The 20,769-nt window shown below is 64.5% G+C and carries 20 protein-coding genes and 2 tRNA genes; 13 read left to right on the top strand and 9 right to left on the bottom strand.

Translation table 11 applies throughout. The features are described from left to right. Window positions 1–165 precede the first annotated feature (165 nt). Window positions 166–351 carry a YbdD/YjiX family protein gene (locus tag ACLRDN_RS10370; RefSeq protein ID WP_413460378.1) on the bottom strand — a complete coding sequence of 62 codons (186 nt, stop codon included), beginning with the start codon at window positions 349–351 and terminating at the stop codon, window positions 166–168. Window positions 352–406: 55 nt separating this feature from the next. Further along, window positions 407–2,476 (bottom strand): carbon starvation CstA family protein, encoded by a 2,070-nt coding sequence (locus tag ACLRDN_RS10365; RefSeq protein ID WP_413459954.1) that lies wholly within the window; start codon window positions 2,474–2,476, stop codon window positions 407–409. Between the two features lie 278 nt (window positions 2,477–2,754). Here ACLRDN_RS10365 and ACLRDN_RS10360 point away from each other — a divergent pair, with 278 nt between their 5' ends. Both ACLRDN_RS10360 and ACLRDN_RS10355 read left to right on the top strand, forming a co-directional pair. After that, entirely contained in the window at window positions 2,755–4,146 is a 1,392-nt protein-coding gene (locus ACLRDN_RS10360) for a cache domain-containing protein (RefSeq protein WP_413459953.1), read from the top strand. Next, window positions 4,139–4,786, top strand: a complete 648-nt coding sequence (locus ACLRDN_RS10355) for a response regulator (protein ID WP_413459952.1) — start codon at window positions 4,139–4,141, stop codon at window positions 4,784–4,786. Before ACLRDN_RS10360 ends, ACLRDN_RS10355 begins: the two co-directional genes overlap by 8 nt. On the opposite strand, the gene ACLRDN_RS10350 is transcribed toward ACLRDN_RS10355, so the two are convergent. The 7 genes from ACLRDN_RS10350 to ACLRDN_RS10320 all read right to left on the bottom strand — a co-directional run bounded on the left by ACLRDN_RS10350 (window position 4,783) and on the right by ACLRDN_RS10320 (window position 9,886). Further along, the gene (locus tag ACLRDN_RS10350; protein ID WP_413459951.1) at window positions 4,783–5,400 is read right to left on the bottom strand and encodes a histidine phosphatase family protein; all 618 of its coding nucleotides are present in this window, start codon (window positions 5,398–5,400) and stop codon (window positions 4,783–4,785) included. The genes ACLRDN_RS10355 and ACLRDN_RS10350 overlap by 4 nt on opposite strands. A gap of 3 nt (window positions 5,401–5,403) precedes the next feature. Then, window positions 5,404–6,234, bottom strand: a complete 831-nt coding sequence (locus ACLRDN_RS10345; protein WP_413459950.1) for an adenosylcobinamide-GDP ribazoletransferase — start codon at window positions 6,232–6,234, stop codon at window positions 5,404–5,406. Continuing rightward, window positions 6,227–7,261, bottom strand: coding sequence for a nicotinate-nucleotide--dimethylbenzimidazole phosphoribosyltransferase (gene cobT / locus ACLRDN_RS10340; RefSeq protein ID WP_413459949.1), 1,035 nt, complete (start codon window positions 7,259–7,261; stop codon window positions 6,227–6,229). The genes ACLRDN_RS10345 and cobT overlap by 8 nt, the downstream gene beginning before the upstream one ends. A 150-nt stretch (window positions 7,262–7,411) precedes the next feature. After that, window positions 7,412–8,386, bottom strand: coding sequence for a chemotaxis protein (locus ACLRDN_RS10335; RefSeq protein WP_413459948.1), 975 nt, complete (start codon window positions 8,384–8,386; stop codon window positions 7,412–7,414). 336 nt (window positions 8,387–8,722) lie between these two features. Beyond that, window positions 8,723–8,798, bottom strand: a tRNA-Gly gene (locus tag ACLRDN_RS10330). 53 nt (window positions 8,799–8,851) lie between these two features. Then, window positions 8,852–8,927: transfer RNA gene (locus tag ACLRDN_RS10325), tRNA-Gly, on the bottom strand. A 458-nt stretch (window positions 8,928–9,385) separates the two neighbouring features. After that, entirely contained in the window at window positions 9,386–9,886 is a 501-nt protein-coding gene (locus tag ACLRDN_RS10320) for a DUF305 domain-containing protein (protein WP_003098996.1), read from the bottom strand. 450 nt (window positions 9,887–10,336) lie between these two features. On the opposite strand from ACLRDN_RS10320, the gene ACLRDN_RS10315 reads away from it, so the two are divergent. From ACLRDN_RS10315 to ACLRDN_RS10265, 11 genes are all read left to right on the top strand, one after another. Then, window positions 10,337–11,083 carry a hypothetical protein gene (locus tag ACLRDN_RS10315; RefSeq protein ID WP_003098991.1) on the top strand — a complete coding sequence of 249 codons (747 nt, stop codon included), beginning with the start codon at window positions 10,337–10,339 and terminating at the stop codon, window positions 11,081–11,083. A gap of 118 nt (window positions 11,084–11,201) precedes the next feature. Continuing rightward, window positions 11,202–11,414, top strand: coding sequence for an AlpA family transcriptional regulator (locus tag ACLRDN_RS10310; protein WP_003090093.1), 213 nt, complete (start codon window positions 11,202–11,204; stop codon window positions 11,412–11,414). 42 nt (window positions 11,415–11,456) lie between these two features. Next, window positions 11,457–12,332: a ParA family protein gene (locus ACLRDN_RS10305; protein WP_003098988.1), complete on the top strand. Its 876-nt coding sequence runs from the start codon at window positions 11,457–11,459 to the stop codon at window positions 12,330–12,332. Next, on the top strand, window positions 12,316–12,585 hold the full coding sequence (locus ACLRDN_RS10300) for a hypothetical protein (RefSeq protein WP_003050422.1): 270 nt from the start codon (window positions 12,316–12,318) through the stop codon (window positions 12,583–12,585). The genes ACLRDN_RS10305 and ACLRDN_RS10300 overlap by 17 nt, the downstream gene beginning before the upstream one ends. After that, on the top strand, window positions 12,578–14,257 hold the full coding sequence (locus tag ACLRDN_RS10295; protein ID WP_004350508.1) for a ParB family protein: 1,680 nt from the start codon (window positions 12,578–12,580) through the stop codon (window positions 14,255–14,257). The genes ACLRDN_RS10300 and ACLRDN_RS10295 overlap by 8 nt, the downstream gene beginning before the upstream one ends. Before the next feature lie 14 nt (window positions 14,258–14,271). After that, on the top strand, window positions 14,272–14,832 hold the full coding sequence (locus tag ACLRDN_RS10290; RefSeq protein WP_003090097.1) for a DUF2857 domain-containing protein: 561 nt from the start codon (window positions 14,272–14,274) through the stop codon (window positions 14,830–14,832). A gap of 3 nt (window positions 14,833–14,835) precedes the next feature. Then, entirely contained in the window at window positions 14,836–16,074 is a 1,239-nt protein-coding gene (locus tag ACLRDN_RS10285; RefSeq protein ID WP_003116837.1) for an STY4528 family pathogenicity island replication protein, read from the top strand. Between the two features lie 429 nt (window positions 16,075–16,503). Continuing rightward, window positions 16,504–17,295, top strand: coding sequence for a PFL_4669 family integrating conjugative element protein (locus tag ACLRDN_RS10280; RefSeq protein WP_003116836.1), 792 nt, complete (start codon window positions 16,504–16,506; stop codon window positions 17,293–17,295). Next, a complete protein-coding gene (locus ACLRDN_RS10275; RefSeq protein WP_003098978.1) occupies window positions 17,292–17,819 on the top strand; it encodes a DUF3158 family protein in 528 nt (175 codons plus the stop codon). Before ACLRDN_RS10280 ends, ACLRDN_RS10275 begins: the two co-directional genes overlap by 4 nt. A gap of 73 nt (window positions 17,820–17,892) precedes the next feature. Further along, window positions 17,893–18,333 (top strand): single-stranded DNA-binding protein, encoded by a 441-nt coding sequence (locus ACLRDN_RS10270; protein ID WP_003098976.1) that lies wholly within the window; start codon window positions 17,893–17,895, stop codon window positions 18,331–18,333. A gap of 283 nt (window positions 18,334–18,616) precedes the next feature. Continuing rightward, window positions 18,617–20,647: a DNA topoisomerase III gene (locus tag ACLRDN_RS10265; RefSeq protein ID WP_003116834.1), complete on the top strand. Its 2,031-nt coding sequence runs from the start codon at window positions 18,617–18,619 to the stop codon at window positions 20,645–20,647. Window positions 20,648–20,769: the final 122 nt, after the last annotated feature.

Below are 20,769 nucleotides of genomic sequence, written 5' to 3'. Positions count from 1 at the left end.
GTTGCCATCTGTTAAAAATGATAATTCAAACGCAACATGCTTCGTATTAGGGAATTCCTGATATGAAATAACCTGCGTCATGGAAACATCACAAAAAAAGAGACCCGAAGGTCTCTTTCTCATTGGCCCATGTCATATTTCCGGGCAGTGGGAACACTGCGTTTTTCAGCAGCACCGCCCCACCCGCCCCTTGCCCCCATAGCGCGCTTCCTGCCGCTCGCGGAAGAATTCTTCATAAGTCATCACGCAGTGATCCGGATGAGAGGCCTTCATGTGGGCCACGTAGTTATCGTATTCGGGCATGCCCACCATCAGGTTCAGCGTGCGGCCGACCTGGCGCCGCCAGGCCATCAGTTGCGCCAGGGCGCCAGGTTTGCTCATGCTGTTCTCCTTGCTGCAAAAAAGTTCACTGCGGGGCTACGGCACTGGCTGGCAGCGCCTGGTAAGCCGATTCCTTGACGCTGGGCTGGTGCGCCGCACGGGCTTTGATCACGGTACGGATACCGAACACCAGCACGCTCACCACCACCAGCATGAACATCGCGGCCAGGCCGGCATCGACGTAGTCGTTGAAGATGACCTGGCGCATCTGCTCAATCGACTTGGCCGGGGCCAGCAGCTTGCCTTCATCCAGCGCTGCCTGGTACTTCTGCGCATGCGCCAGGAAACCCACGCGCGGATTGGCATCGAACACCTTCTGCCAGCCGGCGGTCAGGGTGCAGATCAGCAGCCAGGTGGTGGGCACCACGGTGACCCAGGCAAAGCGGTCACGCTTCATCTTGAACAGCACGCAGGTCGCCAGGATCAGGGCGATACCGGCCAGCATCTGGTTGGAGATGCCGAACAGCGGCCACAGGGTATTGATGCCGCCCAGCGGATCGACCACGCCCTGGTACAGGAAGTAACCCCAGCCGGTCACGCACAGGCCGGTGGCGATCAGGCTGGCTGCCCACGAGTCGGTACGCTTCATCGGCGGGATGAAGGCGCCCAGCAGGTCCTGCAGCATGAAGCGGCCGGCACGGGTACCGGCATCCACGGCCGTCAGGATGAACAGTGCTTCGAACAGGATCGCGAAGTGGTACCAGAAGGCCATCATCGCTTCTCCCGTCACGCCGGAGAGAATTTGGGCCATGCCCACGGCCAGGGTCGGCGCGCCGCCGGCGCGCGAGATGATGGTATGTTCACCCACGGCCTGGGCGGTATGAGTCAGCATCTCGGGGGTGATGTGGAAGCCCCATTGCGAGATCACCTGGGCCACGTTCTCGGGCGTGGTGCCAATGAGCGCAGCGGGGCTGTTCATGGCGAAGTAGATGCCCGGCTCGATGCAGGAAGCCGCAATCAGCGCCATGATCGCCACGAAGGATTCCATCAGCATGGCGCCGTAGCCGATGAAGCGGGCGTGCTTTTCGTTTTCCAGCAGCTTGGGCGTGGTGCCCGAGGAAATGAGCGCATGGAAGCCCGAGACCGCACCGCAGGCGATGGTGATGAACAGGAACGGGAACAGCGAACCCGACCACACCGGACCACTGCCGTCGATGAAGCGGGTCACCGCATGCATCTTCAGGTGCGGGGCGATGAAGATGATGCCCAGTGCCAGCGCCACGATGGTGCCGATCTTCAGGAAGGTGGACAAATAATCGCGCGGCGCCAGCAGCAGCCACACCGGCAACACCGAAGCGACGAAACCGTAGCCGATCAGCATCCAGGTCAGCTGCTTGCCGTTGAAGGTGAACATCTGGCCCAGCACGGCATGTTCCTGCACGTACTGGCCGCCGACGATGGCCAGCATCAGCAGCACGAAGCCGATCCACGAGACTTCACCGATGCGGCCCGGGCGGATGTAGCGCGAATACACGCCCATGAAGAGCGCAATGGGAATGGTCGCGGCCACGGTGAAGGTGCCCCACGGCGACTCGGCCAGGGCCTTGACCACGATCAGCGCCAGCACCGCCAGGATGATGACCATGATCATGAAGGCACCGAAGAGTGCAATCACGCCCGGCACCTGGCCCAGTTCGGACTTGATCAGGTCGCCCAGCGAGCGGCCGTCGCGGCGGGTGGAGATGAACAGCACCATGAAGTCCTGCACGGCACCGGCAAAGACCACGCCAGCCAGGATCCACAGCATGCCCGGCAGATAACCCATCTGCGCGGCCAGCACCGGACCCACCAGCGGACCGGCGCCGGCGATGGCAGCGAAGTGGTGGCCGAACAGCACGTACTTGTTGGTGGGCACGTAGTCCAGGCCGTCGTTGAACTTGTAGGCCGGCGTCATGCGCGCGCCATCCAGGCCCAGCACGCGCTCGGCGATGAATTTGCTGTAGAAGCGGTAGGCGATCAGGTAGACGCACACCGAGGCCACGACCAGCCAGACGGCATTGATCGATTCGCCGCGCTGCAATGCGACGTAGGCGCAGGCCCCGGCGCCGCCCAGGGCGACAGCCAGCCAGCCCAGTCTGGAAACCAAGCGGTTCATTGTTCTCCTCCTTGCGGATATGAATTGTTGTGGGAAATCTTGTTGTCGTCAGTGCGTCGCCGCCCGGGTCCACGTGAAGGAAACCGGGCCAACGGACGCACTGCGCAGGATGCCCGCCAGTATCGGCATGCCCCTGCTGCCCCACAAGCGCAGCACTACGCAGAGCCGCTACGTAGAATTACGCAGGATGAAGGGATTTTCTTTCGGGGTGATAAGCGGCGGACAAACGATATGAAGATTTACGCGGCCGGCCGAAGGCTTTGGGTAGAATCGCGGGCATGAAACTGCGCCAGAAAATCATCTTCCTTGCCATCGTCCCGCTGTGCCTGGCCTTTGCGGCCATCGCGCTGGTGGTGCGCTACCAGGCGGTGGAACTGGCGCGCCAGCAGCGTTCCACCATCGAGGCGGCCTACCTGGCCAGCAAGAATACGGAGCTGCGCCACTATGTGGATCTGGCCCGGCATGCGCTGGCCCATCTCTACGACACCGGGCGCACCGATGACGCCATCAAGGAAGAAGCCCGGCGCATCCTGGCCGACCTGGAGTTTGGGGACGATGGCTATTTCTTCGTCTATGACGACCAGGGCCGCAGCATCATGCATCCGCGCCAGCCGGAACTGGTGGGGCGCGAGATGTGGGACTGGCGCGATGCCTCCGGCAGCCCGACCATCCAGCACCTGATCGAACGCGCCCACCAGGGCGGCGGCTTTGAGCGCTACTTGTGGCGCAAGCCCTCCAGCAAGACGGTGGCGCCCAAGCTGGGCTACGTGATCGCCCTGCCGCGCTGGGGCTGGGTGATCGGCACGGGCATCTACCTGGATGATGTGGAAGCGGCGCTGGCCCAGATCGATCACCAGAATTCCGGCTACCTGCACCAGACCATGCTGCTCATTGCGATCATCGCGTTGTCCAGCGCGCTGGCGGTGGGACTGGCCGGCCTGCTGCTGAACCTGAGCGAGCATCGCGTGGCCGATGCCAAGCTGCGCCAGCTGGCCCAGCGCGTGGTGCGTTCGCAGGAAGAAGAACGCGCGCGCCTCTCGCGTGACCTGCATGACGGCATCAGCCAGTGGCTGGTCTCCATCAAGCTGCAGATCGAAGCCGCGCTGGAACGCCTGCGCGGCACCCCGGAACAAGCGGCAGCCGCCCGCGCCGGCTTTGAAAAGACCGCCACCCAGATCAACGGCGTGCTGGCCGAAGTGCGCCGCATCTCGCACGATTTGCGGCCCGCCATCCTCGATGATCTGGGACTGGCGGCGGCACTGGAGCACCTGTGCGGCGAGTGGCGCGAAAGCAGCCCGCAGACACAGATCGTCTTCGCGCAGGAGGGCCATCACGAGGACGGCGCGGCACTCTCGGACGTGGTCAACACGGTGCTCTTTCGCGTGGCGCAGGAGGCGCTGACCAACATTGCACGGCACGCCAACGCCAGCCAGATCCGCATGCGTCTCTATGACGGCCACAACCTGCTGATGCTGCAGGTGCAGGACAACGGCAGCGGCTTCGATCCCGGCCAGGTGGACGATCATTCGCGCCACGGTATCGGCCTGCGCAACATGCGCGAACGCATGGAAGCCGTTGGCGGCGAGCTGGCCATCGATTCATCGGCTGCCGGCACCAGCATCAGCGCCATCATTCCCCGCTCTTCCCTCTTCCCTTCGCCCCATGTCTGAGACCGCCACGCCCATCGCCCCTGCCACGACGCGCATCATGCTCATCGACGATCATCCGCTGGTGCGCGACGGCTTGCGCGCGCGACTGGAAACCGTGCCCGGACTGGAAGTGGTGGCCGAGGCCGGCAATGCCGAAGAAGCCTTGGCCGCCGCTGCCCGCCATCAGATCGATCTCACGCTGATGGACATCAACATGCGCGGCATCAACGGCATCGAGCTGACGGCGCGCTTTCATGCGCTGCATCCGGAGATTGCGGTGCTGATCCTGAGCATGCATGACAAGGCCGAGTACGTGATGCAATCGATCCAGGCCGGTGCGCGCGGCTATGTGCTCAAGGACGCACCCAGCCAGGACATCGTGCATGCCATCGAGACGGTGCGTTCGGGCGGGATCTACTACAGTGCCGCACTGGCACGCCAGCTGACCCAGCCACTGCCGGTGCGCGAGTTGCTCACGCAGCGTGAACGCGAAGTGCTGCAGCACATCGCCAATGGCGAATCCAACAAGCAGATCGCCCGCGAGCTGGACCTGAGTGTACGCACGGTGGAAACCCATCGGCTCAACATCAAGCGCAAGCTCAATATCGATGGCCAGGCTGAACTGATCAAATTTGCGGTGGAGTCGCGCGGAGCGGGCTAGCGCGTGGGGCTGGCCGAGACGTCCAGCGCAAGCAGGCGAGCATAGGGGATCTCGGCGCGATGGGCTGCGGCGCGCAGGGCGATGTCCCTGAAGTCTGCGACATCGGGACAGACAGCCGCGCCCTGCCCTGCACGCCATGCGGCACAGGCGTGGAGCATGCGGATGGTGCCGGCATGGCAGATCACGATGACGCCCTCGGCGGGCGTGGCCAGCAAGTCGTCGAAGGCTTGCCACATGCGGCTTGCCACGGCGGTCAATGTCTCGCCGCCGCCGGGCGCGTAATGCGCAAGATCGGCATTCCAGGCCTCGACTTCGGCCCAGGGGATGTCATCCCAGGCGCGCAGCTCCCACTTTCCGAAATCCATTTCCTGCAGCCGCGCATCCACATTCGGTGCGGGTCGATGCATGGCCCGCGCAAGCAATTGCGCCAGCTTCGCGCAGCGCTGCAGCGGACTGGTCACCAGCGGCCAATCAGGCGGCAGCGCCTGCAACTGGGGCAACAGTTGCGCCACGCTCTGCGCCAGCATCTCGGGCGCGACCGCGATATCGCTGCGTCCGTAACAGGTGCGCTTGTCCACCAGCGGCTGGGGATGGCGAATCAACTGCAACAGCATGGCTCAGGGATTCCACCAGGAGGGCAACGCGGCAAGCGCACCGAGATAGAAGGCCGTCTCGCTCAACTGCTGGACCGCACCCAGGCAATCCCCGGTATAGCCGCCGAGGCGACGCCGGAAACGCGAGGCCAGCCAGAGCGTCGCCAATGCCGCCAGCAGCGCGCCGGCGGCAATGCGCTGCCATGACATCATGCCCAGCGCGATCACCCCGATCACCGGCAGCACCGCGAAGAAGGTCGCCACCACGAATTCGCCGTGTCCCATCTGCTGCGCCAACGGCTTGACCTTGCCCTCCTCGCGCACGTACTCCATGCGCCAGATGAGGCAAGTGGCCAGCCAGCGCGAGAGCGGATGCGCCATCCCCAGCACGGCCAGCACCTGCAGCGGCAGCAACGCCTGCAAGGCCGCCAGCTTGGCCAGCAACAGCGCGACGATACCGATTACGCCATAAGTGCCCAGGCGCGAATCACGCATGATCTCCAGCGCACGTTCGCGGCTGACTGCCCCCCCGAGGCCGTCGCAGACATCGGCAAAACCATCCTCATGAAAAGCGCCGGTGAGCCAGATCCCGGCCGCGGTGGACAGCAGCACCGCCACCATCTGCGGCCAGAACTGCACGGCCAGCAGGTAGACCAGGGCACAGGCCCAGGCCACGATCCAGCCGACCAGCGGAAAATAGCGCGTGGCGTGTTGCAGCCAGTGCGGCTGGAAGCCTACCCAGCGCGGGATAGGGAGCCGTGTGAAGAACTGCAGCGCCGTGAAGAACAGGCGCAGCTGGTACAGCGCGCCGTCGCTGCGGGGTGGCGGCGGTGAGGTGAAGTCTTTGTCAGACATGCTTTTCGCTGACGCTGGCCGAGGAAAAGGTCGCCATGCGTTCCAGGAAATTGACGGCCGCACGCAGCAGCGGCAAGGCCAGCGCGGCCCCGGTGCCCTCGCCCAGGCGCAGGTCCAGCTGCATCAGCGGCGTGGCCCCCAGGTACTGCAGCATGCGGCGATGGCCGGCCTCATCCGAGCAATGCGAAAACACGCAATATTCCAGCACCGCCGGCTGCAGGGCCGCTGCCACCAGCAGCGCCGAGGTGACGATGAAGCCATCGATGAGGACCACCTTGCGGCGCTGTGCCGCACCGAGCATGGCACCGGTCATGAAGGCGATCTCGAAGCCGCCCAGGGCCGCCAGTCGCTCCAGCGGCGCACTGGCTTGCGCATGCCGGTGCAGTGCGCGTGTCACCGCATCGGCCTTGCGGGCGACGCCCTGGGCATCGAGGCCGGTGCCAGCGCCCACGCACTCTTGCACCGGCAGGCCTGTGAAGGCCGCCATCAACGCGGCAGCGGCGGTGGTATTGCCGATCCCCATTTCGCCGAAGCCCAGCACGTCGGCCTGAAGCGATTCGGCGAACTGGAGGCCGGCCTGCAGCGCGGCCTGGCATTGCTGCGCCGTCATCGCAGGGCCTTCGCAGAAGTTGGCAGTACCGGGGGCGATCTTGCGATCCAGCAGGCCCTCGCGCGGGCCGAAATCGTGATTGACGCCGGTATCGGCGATATACAGCGCACATTCATTCTGGCGGGCGAAGACGTTGATCGCGGCGCCGCCAGCCAGGAAATTCTCCACCATCTGCCAGGTCACGCTTTGCGGGTAGGCCGAGACGCCCTCTGCCGTGACGCCATGGTCCCCGGCACAGACCACGATGGCACTCTGGCGCAGCACCGGATGGTCGCTGCCCTGGATCAGGCCGATCTGGCGTGCCAGGCGCTCCAGCGCACCGAGGCTGCCGAGAGGCTTGGTCTTGTCGTTGATGCGCGCGTCAAGACGAGCGGCCAGGGCGGCGTCGAACGGAGAGGCAATGGCGGGAATGTGCATGGAGAGAGGCTCTGCGCCGCTGGCTGCGGCAGGATCAAGGGAGCGTCAGTATACGAGATCGCCGCTGGCTGCGGCAGGACAGATAACGGCCGAGGACAAAAAGAAAGGGAGCCCGCAGGCTCCCTTCATGGTGATTTCAGCGCGTGTACGTCACGCCTTGGCCGCGGCCTTGTCGAGCACGCCGAAGATGGTCGAGGCCAGTTCGTTGGCTTCGAACTTGGCGACGTAGGCATCCCCACCCACGCTCTTGACGTGGTCCTCGTTGGCCGAACCGGACAGTGAGGAGTGGATGATGACCGGGATGTTCTTCAGGAAATCCTCGCGCTTGATGTTGCGCGTGAGGGTAAACCCATCCATTTCCGGCATTTCCAGATCGGTCAGTACGAAGGAAATCTTGTCAGCAATCGGCTTGCCTTCGGCGCGGGCTTCCTTGGCCAGTTTCTGGATCTTGTCCCAGGCATCCTTGCCGGTGACATGCATCTCGAAAGGAATCTCCATGGCACGCAAGCCCTGCTCGATGAGGGAACGGGCCACCTTGGAATCGTCGGCGGCAATGGCCACCGCACCGGGGCGCATGCCATGGCCGGCGCTCTTTTCCAGGTTTTCCATCTTCATGTTGCGCTCGCTGGGCATGATCTCGTGCAGGATCTGCTCTACATCCAGCACCTGAGCCAGGCGGCTGGTGTCCTTGTCCTGGTCCAGGCGCGCGATGCTGGTGACGAAGGCGCCACCGCTGCTGGTTTCGGCCGAGAGGACCTGGCTCCATTCCAGGCGCACGATCTCGTCCACCGATTCAACCGCAAAGGCCTGGGTACTGCGCGCGTATTCGGTGACCAGCAGGATGTTGAGGCCGGTCTTGGGCACACAGCCCACCACCGCCGGCAGGTCGATCACGGAGATGATCTGGCCACGGATGTTGACCATGCCCAGCATCGGCGAATGGGTGCCCGCCGCCTTGGTCACCGGCGGCATGGGAACGATCTCGCGGATCTTGAAGACATTGATGCCGAACAGCTCGGAACGTTCGCCATGCGGATCCGCCCCCAGGCGGAACAGCAGCAGCTCGAACTTGTTGGATGCGGTGAGATTGGTTCTTTCGTCAATCTCTTTCTGGAAATTGTCCATGCCCCCTCCCCAGGATGCAAATAATGGTGTCAGGCGAAAAGCCTGATTCAGCAATGTAGTAGGGAAAGATGGTCGTGGCAATCAGGCAATTGCCGATAGCCGACATTTTTCATTCTTGCCTTGACGCATGTACCGAAATACCACGCTGCATGACCACAATGAGAGACGCACCGTACCGTCAGGACGGAGAGGCAGACGTTCATCTGGAAGACTGCGTGCGTTTGGATGCGCAAGACGCGCGAAGCTTGAAGAAACGAAAAGGGAATCAGAACGGAGCGCGCACAACATGCAGTGCAGAAATGAAAAGAGGAAGCCCGAAGGCTTCCTCTTTCAATTTGGAGCGGGAGAAGAGTCTCGAACTCTCGACCTATACCTTGGCAAGGTATCGCTCTACCAACTGAGCTACTCCCGCATGGGACTTTTACATCTACTGCCACAGGCTGCCGAAGCTGCCTGGTTTGAAACTGGAGCGGGAGAAGAGTCTCGAACTCTCGACCTATACCTTGGCAAGGTATCGCTCTACCAACTGAGCTACTCCCGCATGGGACTTTTACATCTACTGCCACAGGGAGCCGAAGCTGCCTGCCTTGAATCTGGAGCGGGAAACGAGTCATGCACTAGAGCGCTAAGTCTCTGTTTCCCAATCACTTTCTCCACTGTGGTGATCAGCGAAGAACTCAATTATAGCCTTGTTTTTCGCCCTCGGCAACAAAGTTCATCCAACCACTTCCACCAGCGTCCAAGGATGATCCATCCACCCGTCGTTACGCCTGATGCGTCCAGCTGCTGAGCGGGTTCGCTATCGAACTCCAACTTGCGACGATCATGACTTGCGCTCGCTCCGCAGGCAGCGCGGGGTGGTGTCGCGTGGACTACCTGGCACCTGGACGGCTGTAGGACACAACCGCCGGCATCGGAACACCGCAAGTACTCATCTTTACATCGCTGCGGCTAACTTCGCCGGAGCGCAACGCGGCGCCAGTGTAGTGGCAGCCAGCCTCAACGAAGGCGTGCAGCAATCCGGTTCATCTGCTCGATCTCCGCGCGCTGGCCATCGGAAATCGCTTGGCATAGGTTGACGAGTTCCGGATCTGAGAGCTGCGCCTCGCGGCACATGAGGATCGCTCCCGAATGGTGCGGGACCATAGACGCGATGAACTGTCGATCGCCGATTCCGGTTTGAGCACGGGTAGCGGCAAAAGAACCGAGTGTGAGAACGGCAAACAAGCCGTACAGCACGAGATTGAGCCGCCGGTTTGGAAACATGCCGGGCATTGTCGCTAGCATGAAGATGCCCATTGGCGCCCACATAGTGACCGCCATGTAGAGCATGTTGAGATTGTTTCTGAAGTCCCTGGCGCCGTCGATCATGCTGAACATTACGAAGTACATGACGACGAGGCCCAACACCATGTTCACCCAGAACTTGGCGTATGGTCGGCCGTGCTTACCCATCTGACCGGATGTGTGATGTTGATGTTCATGGGAATGTTCAGCCATCTCCGTCTCCTATGTGCTGGGGCAACCTGGCAGGGTCACTGGTACTGCGGCAGATACTTTGTCGATATATCAGCATGTGGAGCGATGCATCACTAACCGCTGATTTCCAGTCCCCAACTGGACGTAGGGGCGTCGAACGCTTCAACTCGCTGGTCTTGAACCGTCTGGATATCAGACCATACCAAATCGGTCTTGATGGGCTTTGCGCCACCTATGACGCTGGTACCGTGAGCGCCAATATCGAGCTTGCGTCCTCATCGCTCGATGGGCCGGCAACTGATCGATTCTTGCATATCAAGCAAGACAAGGCCACCTGCGGCGGACGCCAATGGCCTCCTCCGCCTTCGCTTAGGGCATCGCCTCAAGCGTCCGTCGCAGGCCATAACGACACAACAGCCCTTGGGCAAGAAAGGAGCCGGTGATGTAGCGCACCCGAAAGGAGACGAAGACATGCACAAGGACATTTCAACATCAAAGGTGTTCTATCGTCCCATCGAGGCGGCCATCCGATGGGCTGGGTTGCTGCGGTATCTCCCGATGATCCTGGCCACGATCGCGTCACCGCGTGTCCTGCCTCGGTCGCTGAACTGCCCTCGATGGAATGAGTGCCGGCTGCACTCGGAACGTATCTATGACGGCATCCTCAACGGAGAGCTGCCCTACGGCAAGAACGGGATCACGCTCAATGATCCGAACCTGCTCAATTCTCTGGATCTGACTGTTCGCCATGTCGATCTAAAACGCTGGATGCGCACCCACTATCCCGAGCACCGGCCAGGATTTCTGTTCAGCCGTGGCGAACGCATGGCGCATCCTTTCATCACCATGGAAACAGGACAGGCGATCCTCGTGGAGCGGCTGGCCCTTCAGGCCGCGCTTGAACAAGCCCGACGTGAGATGCGAGAACTGCAGGAGCAGCACGACACGCTACTCAAGCAATCCTCGGTGCTGTTGGCATCCAAGCAATGCGAGATCAGCGAACGGGCGGAAACGACCTATCTCAACATCATTGGAGGGATGTTGACGCTGATGCTGAGCCAGTCGCCTTCAGGCGTGCCCTATTCCAGCTTCAAAACGCAGGAGGCCCTTGTCTCTGCATTGGTCGCCCACTACGGCGGCACCATGGGCATCACTGAGCGCACCTTAAACGGAAAGTTCGCCAACGCTAAGAGGTACGTTCGTAGCGCAAGCGCATGAGGTTATCCAGCTTGTATGTGCAATCGCGGAGATTGCATTTGCAATGTCTTTCCGCAGCCAGGTCTATTGAATAGAGGTCACGCCAACAAACGCCACCGAGCGTTCAGGAGTGACCGCCATGTCGCAGACCCCTGTACTCCCGCCGAACGAGCGCCGCATCCTGCGGCTCGATGAAGTCGAAGCGAAGTCCGGCTTCAAACGCGCCCACATCTACAACCTGATGAAGAAGCGCCAGTTCCCTCAGGCGCTGCGCCTGGGCGTGCGCGCTGTCGGCTGGGATTCGATCGAAATCGACCAGTGGATCGCCGAGCGCCTCAACCACCGGACCTGACCCGCTCTCCCGCGGACTTCCCATTCCCAGCCGGAGAGCGCCATGCAGGTCGTGTCCATCATTTCAACGAAGGGCGGCGTCGGCAAGACCACGACGGCCGCCAACCTGGGCGGGCTCGCCGCGGACGCGGGCCTGCGCGTGCTGCTGCTCGATCTCGACGTGCAGCCCACCTTGTCCTCCTACTACGAACTGACCCAGCGCGCGCCGGGCGGCATCTATGAGCTGTTGGCCTTCAACGAGCGCGACCTTGGCCAGCTCGTGTCCCGCACGATCATCGCGGGCCTGGACCTGGTGCTGTCCGACGACCACCGGGGCGAGCTGAACACGTTGTTGCTGCATGCGCCGGATGGCCGCCTGCGGTTGCGGCATCTGCTGCCAGCACTTGCTCCCCTCTACGACCTGGTGCTGATCGACACCCAGGGCGCGCGTTCCGTGCTGCTGGAGATGGCGGTGCTCGCCTCCGATCTCGCGCTGTCGCCCGTCACGCCGGAGATCCTCGCGGCACGCGAGCTGCGGCGCGGCACCATGCAGTTGCTCGAAGACATTGCGCCGTACCGGCACCTGGGCATCGAACCGCCGCCGCTGCACTTGCTCATCAACCGCGTCCACCCGGTGTCCGCCAACGCACGGCTGATCCAGCAGGCCTTGCGCGACCTGTTCCAGGACAGCGCCGGCATCCGCGTGCTCGCCACCGACGTGCCGGCCATAGAAGCGTATCCACGTGCCGCAACGCGCGGCCTGCCGGTGCATCGGGTCGAGCACCGCCAGCCGCCCGGCAGAGTCGCCCCTGCCGCGCTCGACACGATGCGCGCGCTCGCCAGCGAGTTGTTCCCGCAATGGCAGGACCGACTGGCTCAAGTATCCGGCCGCCCGCAGCGACCTCTTGATCCTGGGAGGCCCCATGGCGAACGCACATGAGCTGGCCCGCGGCCACAAGCGGCTGCGCGCCCTGATCGAGTTCGCGGTCGGTGAGGGCTGGCACGTCAAGCGCACGCCGGGCGGGCACCTCAAGTTCACCAAGGCCGGCTGCGCGGCGATCTACACGAGTTCGACAGCGAGTGACCACCGGGCCGAATTGAACGCCCGTGCGCAGATCCGCCGCGCCGAGCGAGAGGCCCGCATGGCGCCGGCCGGCGGTCGTGGGGACTGCGAGGGGTGCGGCCATGGCTGACATGACCTCGCAGGACATGGCAGGCAAGCTGCTCGCGGCCGGCTTCGAGCGCAGCGGCCCAGCGGCTACGGCCTTGAGCGACCCGATCGCGGACACGCCCATGGTCGTGACGCTGGACCAGTTGCGGCCCTACGACCATGACCCGCGCATGAAGCGCAACCCGGCTTACGAGGAAATCAAGGCATCCATCCGCGAGCGCGGCCTGGACGCGGCGCCGGCCATCACGCGCAGGCCCGGCGAGGACCACTACATCATCCGCAACGGCGGCAACACGCGACTGGCGATCCTGCGCGAACTCTGGTCGGAGACCAAGGAAGAACGCTTCTTCCGCATATCGTGCCTGTTCCGACCATGGCCGGAGCGCGGTGAAATCGTCGCGCTGACCGGGCATCTTGCCGAGAACGAACTGCGCGGCGGCCTCACGTTCATCGAGCGCGCGCTCGGCGTCGAGAAAGCACGGGAGTTCTACGAGCAGGAGAGCGGCGCCGCCCTGAGCCAGTCGGAACTGGCCCGCCGCCTGGCGGCCGATGGCTTCCCCGTCCAGCGGTCGCACATCACCCGCATGGCCGACGCGGTGCGCTACCTGCTGCCCGCCATTCCCACTGTGCTCTATGGCGGCCTGGGGCGCCACCAGGTCGAGCGGCTGTCGGTCATGCGCACGGCCTGCAAACGCACCTGGGAGCACTACGCCAAGGACCGTTCGCTGCCGCTGGACTTCGACAGTTTCTTTCAGGAGGTGCTGGCGCAGTTCGACACGCAGGGCGACGAGTTCGCGCCGCAGCGCGTGCAAGACGAGCTGATCGGCCAGATGTCCGAGCTGCTGGGCATCGGCTACGACGTGCTGGCGCTGGACCTGACCGAATCGGAAAGCCGCCACCGGGCGCTGGTCAGTGACCCGACGCCACCTGCGGCGCAGCCGGCGTTGCCTTCGCCCACCGCCGGCACGCCGACTCCGCCGGGCGCAGCATCGTCCATCGCCACGCCTGCAGCGGCGGCCGGTCCTCCACCCGCCAGCCCTCCGGCGTCCGAGCCCACCTTGCGCCACGACGACACGGCGGTTGGCGAAGCGGCCACGGGAAGCCAGCCGGCCGCACCGGGCGATCTGCTTCGCGAGCACATCGTCTCGCCAGCACCGACGACAGAACGGCTCCAATCGATCCAGCGCATGGTCGCCGACCAGTTGGGCGATGCGCTGCCGCCCGACTTCTCGGCGAGCGTGCTGCAGTCCATCCCGGTGCAAGCCGGCGGACTCTATCCGATCTCCGACGTCTGGTACATCGACGCCGGCCTGGACACGCCCGATCGGCTGCGCATCCACATCGCGCAGTTCGCGCGCGAGATCGCCGGGGAGGCAGGCCTGGACGAGTGCATCGAGGATCGCGCCGATGGCATCGGGTTTGCGTGCCGCGCCCGCGGCCAAGCCCCGTCGCCGCTCGGCCGCGCGGTGCTGACGCTGCTCACTTCCCTGACGGGTCAGCCCGTCGCCGAAGCGGGCCTGGACGGCGCGCAGCTCGCCGCCGACCTGCCGACCCTGTTGCACGGCCAGAGCCAAGGCCATGGCAGCGGCGCAAGGCGCTTGAGCGACACGGCGTTGGTCAAGCTCTTTCGGCTGCTGCGCCTCGCCCGGCGTCTGCTGGACCTGGAAGCCGGCACCACGGCGCCCGGGACGTGAGCGAGGGAGGCCGCATGTCCACATCGCATCCGCTCAACCAGGCCGTGATTGCCCAGGCGCTGTATGACCTTCGCAACGGCCAACTGCGCCGCTGCAAGGCCATGGGCTTCGGCGAGGCCGAGCTGGATGCGCTCAAGCACCCCGCGCTGATCAGCGTGCTGGCCAACGCCAGCGTCTCGTGGTGCTCGGTCACGGTCAACCGCGAAGTGCTGCAGCGCCTGCTCAACCAGGCACAGGACGTGGAGAAGGAAATCGCCACGGTCGATCGCATGCTGCGGCTGGGGGCCAGCACGGAGATGGTCAGCCGCTTCTATGGCCTGACCCATCAGGAAGTCGCCCTGCGGCGGGAGATCCTCGGCCTGCCCAAGCGCAAGGGGCGCCACCCCGTCCTGGACGAGACCCAGGACACCGAACTGTGGCGGCAATGGAAAGCCGTGACCAGCAGCAGGAACGTCGATCTGGAGGACGAGACCTCGATTCTCGATGCGGCCATGGACCTGGCCGAGGGCATGTCGCTGCCGCTCTCGGTGGTCTGGGCCGCGATCAGGAACTGGGTCGATCAGGGATTGGGCTAGGCCATGGCCGTGGACGACACCGCCCCACGAGCCCAGCGCCCTGGCCCCATCGCACTCGCCGACCTGTTCGACGCTGCGCTGAAGGACCTCGCGCCCAAGTCCAGCTCTGGCGCTCCCGCGTCCCTGCCTGCTCCAACGCCCACGCCTCCTACGTCCGGCGACGCCTTCCTGTTCAGTGGCAATCGGCACGAGAGCGTGCCGCGGCGGCTGTTCCTCGACCGCCGCCTGACACCGCTGGAGCGCAACGCCTGGCAGGTGTTCCGATTGATGCTCAACGACGATGGCGTCACGGCATTTCCCACCTATGAGCAGTTGCGCCCCTGGCTGGCGTCGATGCCCTGCGCAGGCCAGGCCTCCCATGAGACCGTGGCGCGGGCGCTGACGCTGCTGCGCCTGACGCGCTGGCTGAGCCTCGTGCGACGACGGCGCGACCCCAAGACCGGTCGCATCCTCGGCAACCTCTACGTCCTGCACGACGAACCGCTGACGCCGTTCGAGGCGATGCAACTCGACGCCGACTACCTGGCCCTGGTCAGCCAGTCGCTGGGGCATTCGGCCAAGGCCGTCCAGGTGGTGGGACTCAACACCCTCCAGGAGATCGCGGACGACCCGATGCTGTCCGGACGCACCTTGCCGTCGCGGCTGCAAGTGCTCGCCGAGCGCCTGGCCGACCAGGGCATCACCGCCTCCGAAAGTTATCCACAGGAGGATGCGGTCCACGATTCCGAAGAAGGGCCCGCGAGCCTTCTTCGGAATGGCGATCGCCCATCTTCGGAATCCGAAGCAGGGCCGAAACCCGCGCCAGACGGCGCTCTTCGGAATTCGAAGCAGGACCGTACAGTACGTAGTAGTCGTATTGATGAAGTACGTACTACCGCGCAGGCGCGTGCGCTGGGCGACCTGCAATGGCCCAAGCGCTTCGCGGAACTGAAGGCGGAACAGCAGGCCGGAGCCAAGATGGCGTTGCAGCAGGTGGACGCTGCCCTGCGGCAGGCCGTGCTGGACGAATGGGCCGCACGGTGCGGCAAGCATGGCATCCGCAACCCCGCCGGTTATCTGTTCGGCATCATCCAGCGCGCCATGCGCGGCGAGTTCAATGCCTGGGCCAAGCAGACCGGCCCGGCACCGCCAACACCATCGGCGGCGCGAGCGCCACCAACCGAGCCGCCGCGCAACGTCGTGCCGCCCGAGGTGGCCCGGCAGCACATCGAGCGCCTGCGCGATCTGCTGCGCAAATCCTGAGCACAGGGCTTGTCAAAGCCGTGAAGTAGATCTCCATGGCGGTCGGCAGAAACGGTCCCCTGGGGACGGCTGTGCGGTGAAGCGCCGGGCGACGGCGCGACATGCTGCGCAAAACCTGAGTAGAGCGCATGCAAGACCATGAAGCAGACCTCCATGGCGCTCAACGGAACGGTCCCCTGGGGACGGCTGCGCGGCGAAGGATCGTGTCGAACGGCAGCGCGACGTGCGGTGCAGCACGCATACCGTCAACAACCGAGGACGGGAACGCCGATGTGAGTGCCCATCTGCGGAGCGGTCCCCAGGGGACCGTTGCGCGCTGCGCCGCCAGCGCGCACAGAACCGGGGGTCGGCTCATTTCGGTTTGTTGACTGACTGCCTTCCGCTGCATGCGGATGCTGGCGGCTCCCTGTCCACCAGCGAGCGATCACCATGGCAACCAGCAACGAACCATTGCAACTCAACCTCGGCTCCCTGCGCAGCGCGATGTCGCTGACGCTGCACACCCACCACGCCTCGCGCATCTGGCATGGCCGCGCCGCCGCCGAGGGGCGACCCGGCATCGTCGGCCTGAACGGCTACATCGCCGTGATGAACAAGATGAAGCGCGGCTCGGAGCAGGACGACCCGTACAGCGACTGGTGGATGTTGCGCATCGAGGAAAAGCTCGACCAGACCAGGACCACGTTGCAATCGCTGCGCGAGCAGGTTGACCAGGCACTGGCCGGCGTGCCTGCGGCGTTGAGCCTGGGTGAGAACCTCAACGTGCAGCCGGTGAAGCTCCCCTTGTTCGTGAACGCGCAGCTCGGCTTTGCCGCCGTCTATCTGCTGGCCGACTACGACGACATCGCCCGCAAGCTGATCCTCGCCCACCACACCGCGCTGATCGATCGCTCGACGTTGGAGCGCTGGCTCAACGAAGGTGCCCACGCGCTGCGCAGCCTGTTCAGCCTGGCCCAGCAATACCGCTACTCGGGCTGCACCCGCGACGACTTCGCGGCCAAGAACGCCGCAGCTCGGGCAGCATTGGAGAAGTTCGGCGAACTGCCGCAGGACGTGCTCGAAGGCATGCGCCGCTCGAAGTTTGCGCCGCCCGTCGTGCGCCGTGGTCTGCAACAGCGTGGTGATAGCGCTGCCGCAGCCGCATCTCCCACCGACGAAGGCGCTGCCGCCGATTCGGCCGAGGCCAAGTCCACAGCCGCCGGCGAGGACGAACCGGCATGAGCGACCCGAACCGCGAACCGCGCTACTTCCGTCGTCTGGAACAGCCAGCCTTCATGCGGCTGGAACACGCGGCCTCTCTAAAAGGCCTTTTAAAGCCTTTTAAAGGTAAAGGGGACTTCGAGGCCTGGGCCAGCCAGTGCTTCGCCATGCGCGACGAGTTGATTGCCCTGGCGCAGCGACAGGTGCTGCCACAGGCGTGCGGGCATCCCTTCCACCTGCTTCCCGTCGAGCTGGCCCAGCAGACCACTGGCGCAGGCACGACCTTTCTTCGCTGGCGCAAGCACGATCGATCGGCCATGGGCGTGGCGTTGTGGCAGGAGCTGATGGCGAGCCCCAGCACGCCGGTCAACCTGCTGCACGACCTGCACGAGATCGAACTGCAGCGCGTCATGCTGAACATGCAGATCAGCCTGCTGCACACCCTGGGCAGGCAAGCACAGGAATGCGCCAGCAAGGCCGCGCAGGCGGACAACACCTACCTGCGCCGGCTCGCGTCCGTTCCTGCCGCAGTGCGCGATCGGTGATTGCGCCTGCCATCCGAGCACGCGCCCGAGCCCAACGAGGCACGGGTATTTCAACCACCACGGAGATTCCAACATGAGCACACAATTCATCGGCGAGGGCAACATCGGATCGCCTCCCGAGTACCGCGAATTCCCCAATGGCAACGACGATCCTCGCCGGTTGCTCCGGCTGAACGTGTACTTCGACAACCCCGTCCCCACCAAGGGCGGCGAGTTCGAGGACCGCGGCGGCTTCTGGGCGCCGGTGGAACTCTGGCACCACGACGCCGACCGCTGGCAGCAGCTCTACCAGAAGGGCATGCGGGTGCTGGTCGTCGGCCGCATGGAGCGCGACCCCTGGACGGACAACGAAGATCAGCCGCGTGAGACTTGGCAGGTCAACGCGCGCAGTGTCGGCATCCTGCCGTACCGCATCGAGTCTGTGGCCCTCAGCCCGAAGCCACAGGAGGCAGAGCCGAAGCCCCAGGCCACCCAGGAATCGACGGCGCCGAAAGAGACCAAGCGCAGGAAGTGATCGGGCATGGAGGGCGGCTGCCGCAGTGCTTCGCCGCCCTCCATGCGCTGCGAATTATCCCCAGGGGATAGCTCCACCAACGTCCACCGAGTTCCACGCGCGCTCCCGGAAATCGCGGCTCTCGGCCCGCACACTTCCGGCCACGCACCTTCCCCGCACTCGCCATTTCATCGGCGTGAAAGCGGTCGCTGCCGCATGCGGCTTGTTTGCTGCTGCCAGGGGCTGCGCTCGGCATCCTCGATCCCAGCAACTCCATGAACAACAGGAATCGGGATGGACGGATATGCGGCTGTTCTTGTGCGAGAAGCCCTCCCAGGGCAAAGACATTGGCCGGATTCTCGGCGCCACGCAGCGCGGTGAAGGCTGCCTCAACGGTTCCGGCGTCACGGTCACCTGGTGCATCGGCCATCTCGTGGAGGCGGCGCCGCCCGAGGCCTACGACGAGCAGCTCAAACGATGGTCCGTTGAGCAGTTGCCCATCATTCCCCAGCACTGGCGGGTCGAGGTCAAACCGAAGACCGCCACGCAATTCAAGGTCGTCAAGGCGCTCTTGGCGAAGGCGACTCACCTGGTTATCGCCACCGATGCCGACCGCGAGGGCGAATTGATCGCCCGCGAGATCGTGGAGCTTTGCGGCTACCGCGGCCCCATCGAACGCCTGTGGCTGTCGGCGCTCAACGATGCGTCCATTCGGGCGGCACTGGGCAAGCTGCGGCCTTCGGCCGAGACGCTTTCGATGTACCACTCGGCGCTGGCGCGCTCCCGTGCGGATTGGCTCGTGGGCATGAACCTGAGCCGGCTGTTCACGGTGCTGGGGCGACAGGCGGGTTACGACGGCGTGCTGTCGGTCGGCCGCGTACAGACCCCGACGCTCAAGCTCGTTGTGGACCGCGACCGCGAGATCGCGCGCTTCGTGTCCGTACCATACTGGGCCATCGCCGTGTCCCTGTTCGCAGGCGGTTCGACTTTCGCCGCGCAATGGGTTCCACCCGATGCGTGCACCGACGACGCAGGCCGCTGCCTGCGGCAGCCGGTCGCACAGCAGACCATGCAGCAGATCCGCGCTGCGGGCAGTGCCCACGTCGTGTCGGTGGAGACTGAGCGTGTCCGCGAAGGCCCGCCGCTGCCGTTCGACCTGGGCACCTTGCAGGAAGTGTGTTCCAAGCAGCTTGGGCTGGACGTGCAGGAAACCTTGGAGATTGCCCAAGCCCTGTACGAGACGCACAAGGCCACGACGTACCCCCGCTCGGACTCCGGCTACCTGCCCGAGAGCATGTTTGCCGAAGTGCCCACCGTTCTCGACAGCCTGCTCAAGACCGATCCCTCGCTGCGCTCGATCATGGGCCAGCTCGACCGCTCGCAGCGCTCGCGCGCCTGGAACGATGGCAAGGTCACGGCGCACCACGGCATCATCCCGACGCTCGAACCGGCGAAGCTCTCCGCCATGAGCGAGAAGGAACTGGCCGTGTACAGGCTCATCCGGTCGCATTACCTGGCGCAGTTCCTCCCTCACCACGAGTTCGACCGCACTGTGGCCAAGTTTTCGTGCGGGGGGCAGAACCTGGCGGCCACGGGCAAGCAGGTTGTCATCCCGGGTTGGCGCCAGGTGCTCGCCGAGCCGCAGGCCGAAGACGGTGATGGCGAGGGCGATACTGCGGTCCGCGCCCAGGTGCTGCCCGCGCTGCCGAAACTGTATGAGGGCCTGGCATGCCAGGTGGCCGACGTCGATCTCAAGGCACTCAAGACGCTGCCGCCCAAACCGTACACGCAAGGCGAGTTGGTCAAGTCCATGAAAGGCGTCGCCAAGCTGGTGTCCGATCCCCGCCTGAAGCAGAAGCTCAAGGATACGGTTGGCATCGGCACCGAAGCGACGCGGGCCAACATCATCGGCGGCCTGATCGCTCGCGGCTACCTCGTGAAGAAGGGGCGCGCCATCCGCGCCTCGGATGCGGCTTTCACTTTGATCGATGCCGTGCCTGCGGCGATTGCCGACCCTGGCACCACCGCCGTCTGGGAACAGGCGCTCGACATGATCGAGGCCGGACAGCTCACCCTGGACGTGTTCATCGGCAAGCAGGCCGCGTGGATTTCGCAGTTGATTGCGCAGTACGGCAGCGCCTCCCTGTCCATCAAGGTTCCCCAAGGGCCGGCATGCCCGCAGTGCGGCGCACCCACGCGCCAGCGCAGCGGCAAGAGCGGCCCGTTCTGGTCGTGCAGCCGCTACCCGGACTGCAAAGGCACGCTGCCAGTCGAATCCGGCAGCTCCAAGCGCGGCGCCTCGCGCCCGCGCCGTAGCGGCCGCAAAGGCTCCTGACCGCCCCCGTTCCCCGTGAGCCGTGCCCGCCTTCGGCGGCGTGGCCCCTGTCCCGCACTCCGCCGCATGCCCTGCGGGACGCCCAGCGCGCAACGCCTTCTTGATCCGTGTGCGCGTCCCGC

Source organism: Herbaspirillum huttiense, assembly GCF_047300815.1.
GTDB lineage: Bacteria > Pseudomonadota > Gammaproteobacteria > Burkholderiales > Burkholderiaceae_D > Herbaspirillum > Herbaspirillum huttiense_A.
Note: the sequence above shows the minus strand (reverse complement) of the source record. Positions and strands in the feature narration are given on the sequence as shown.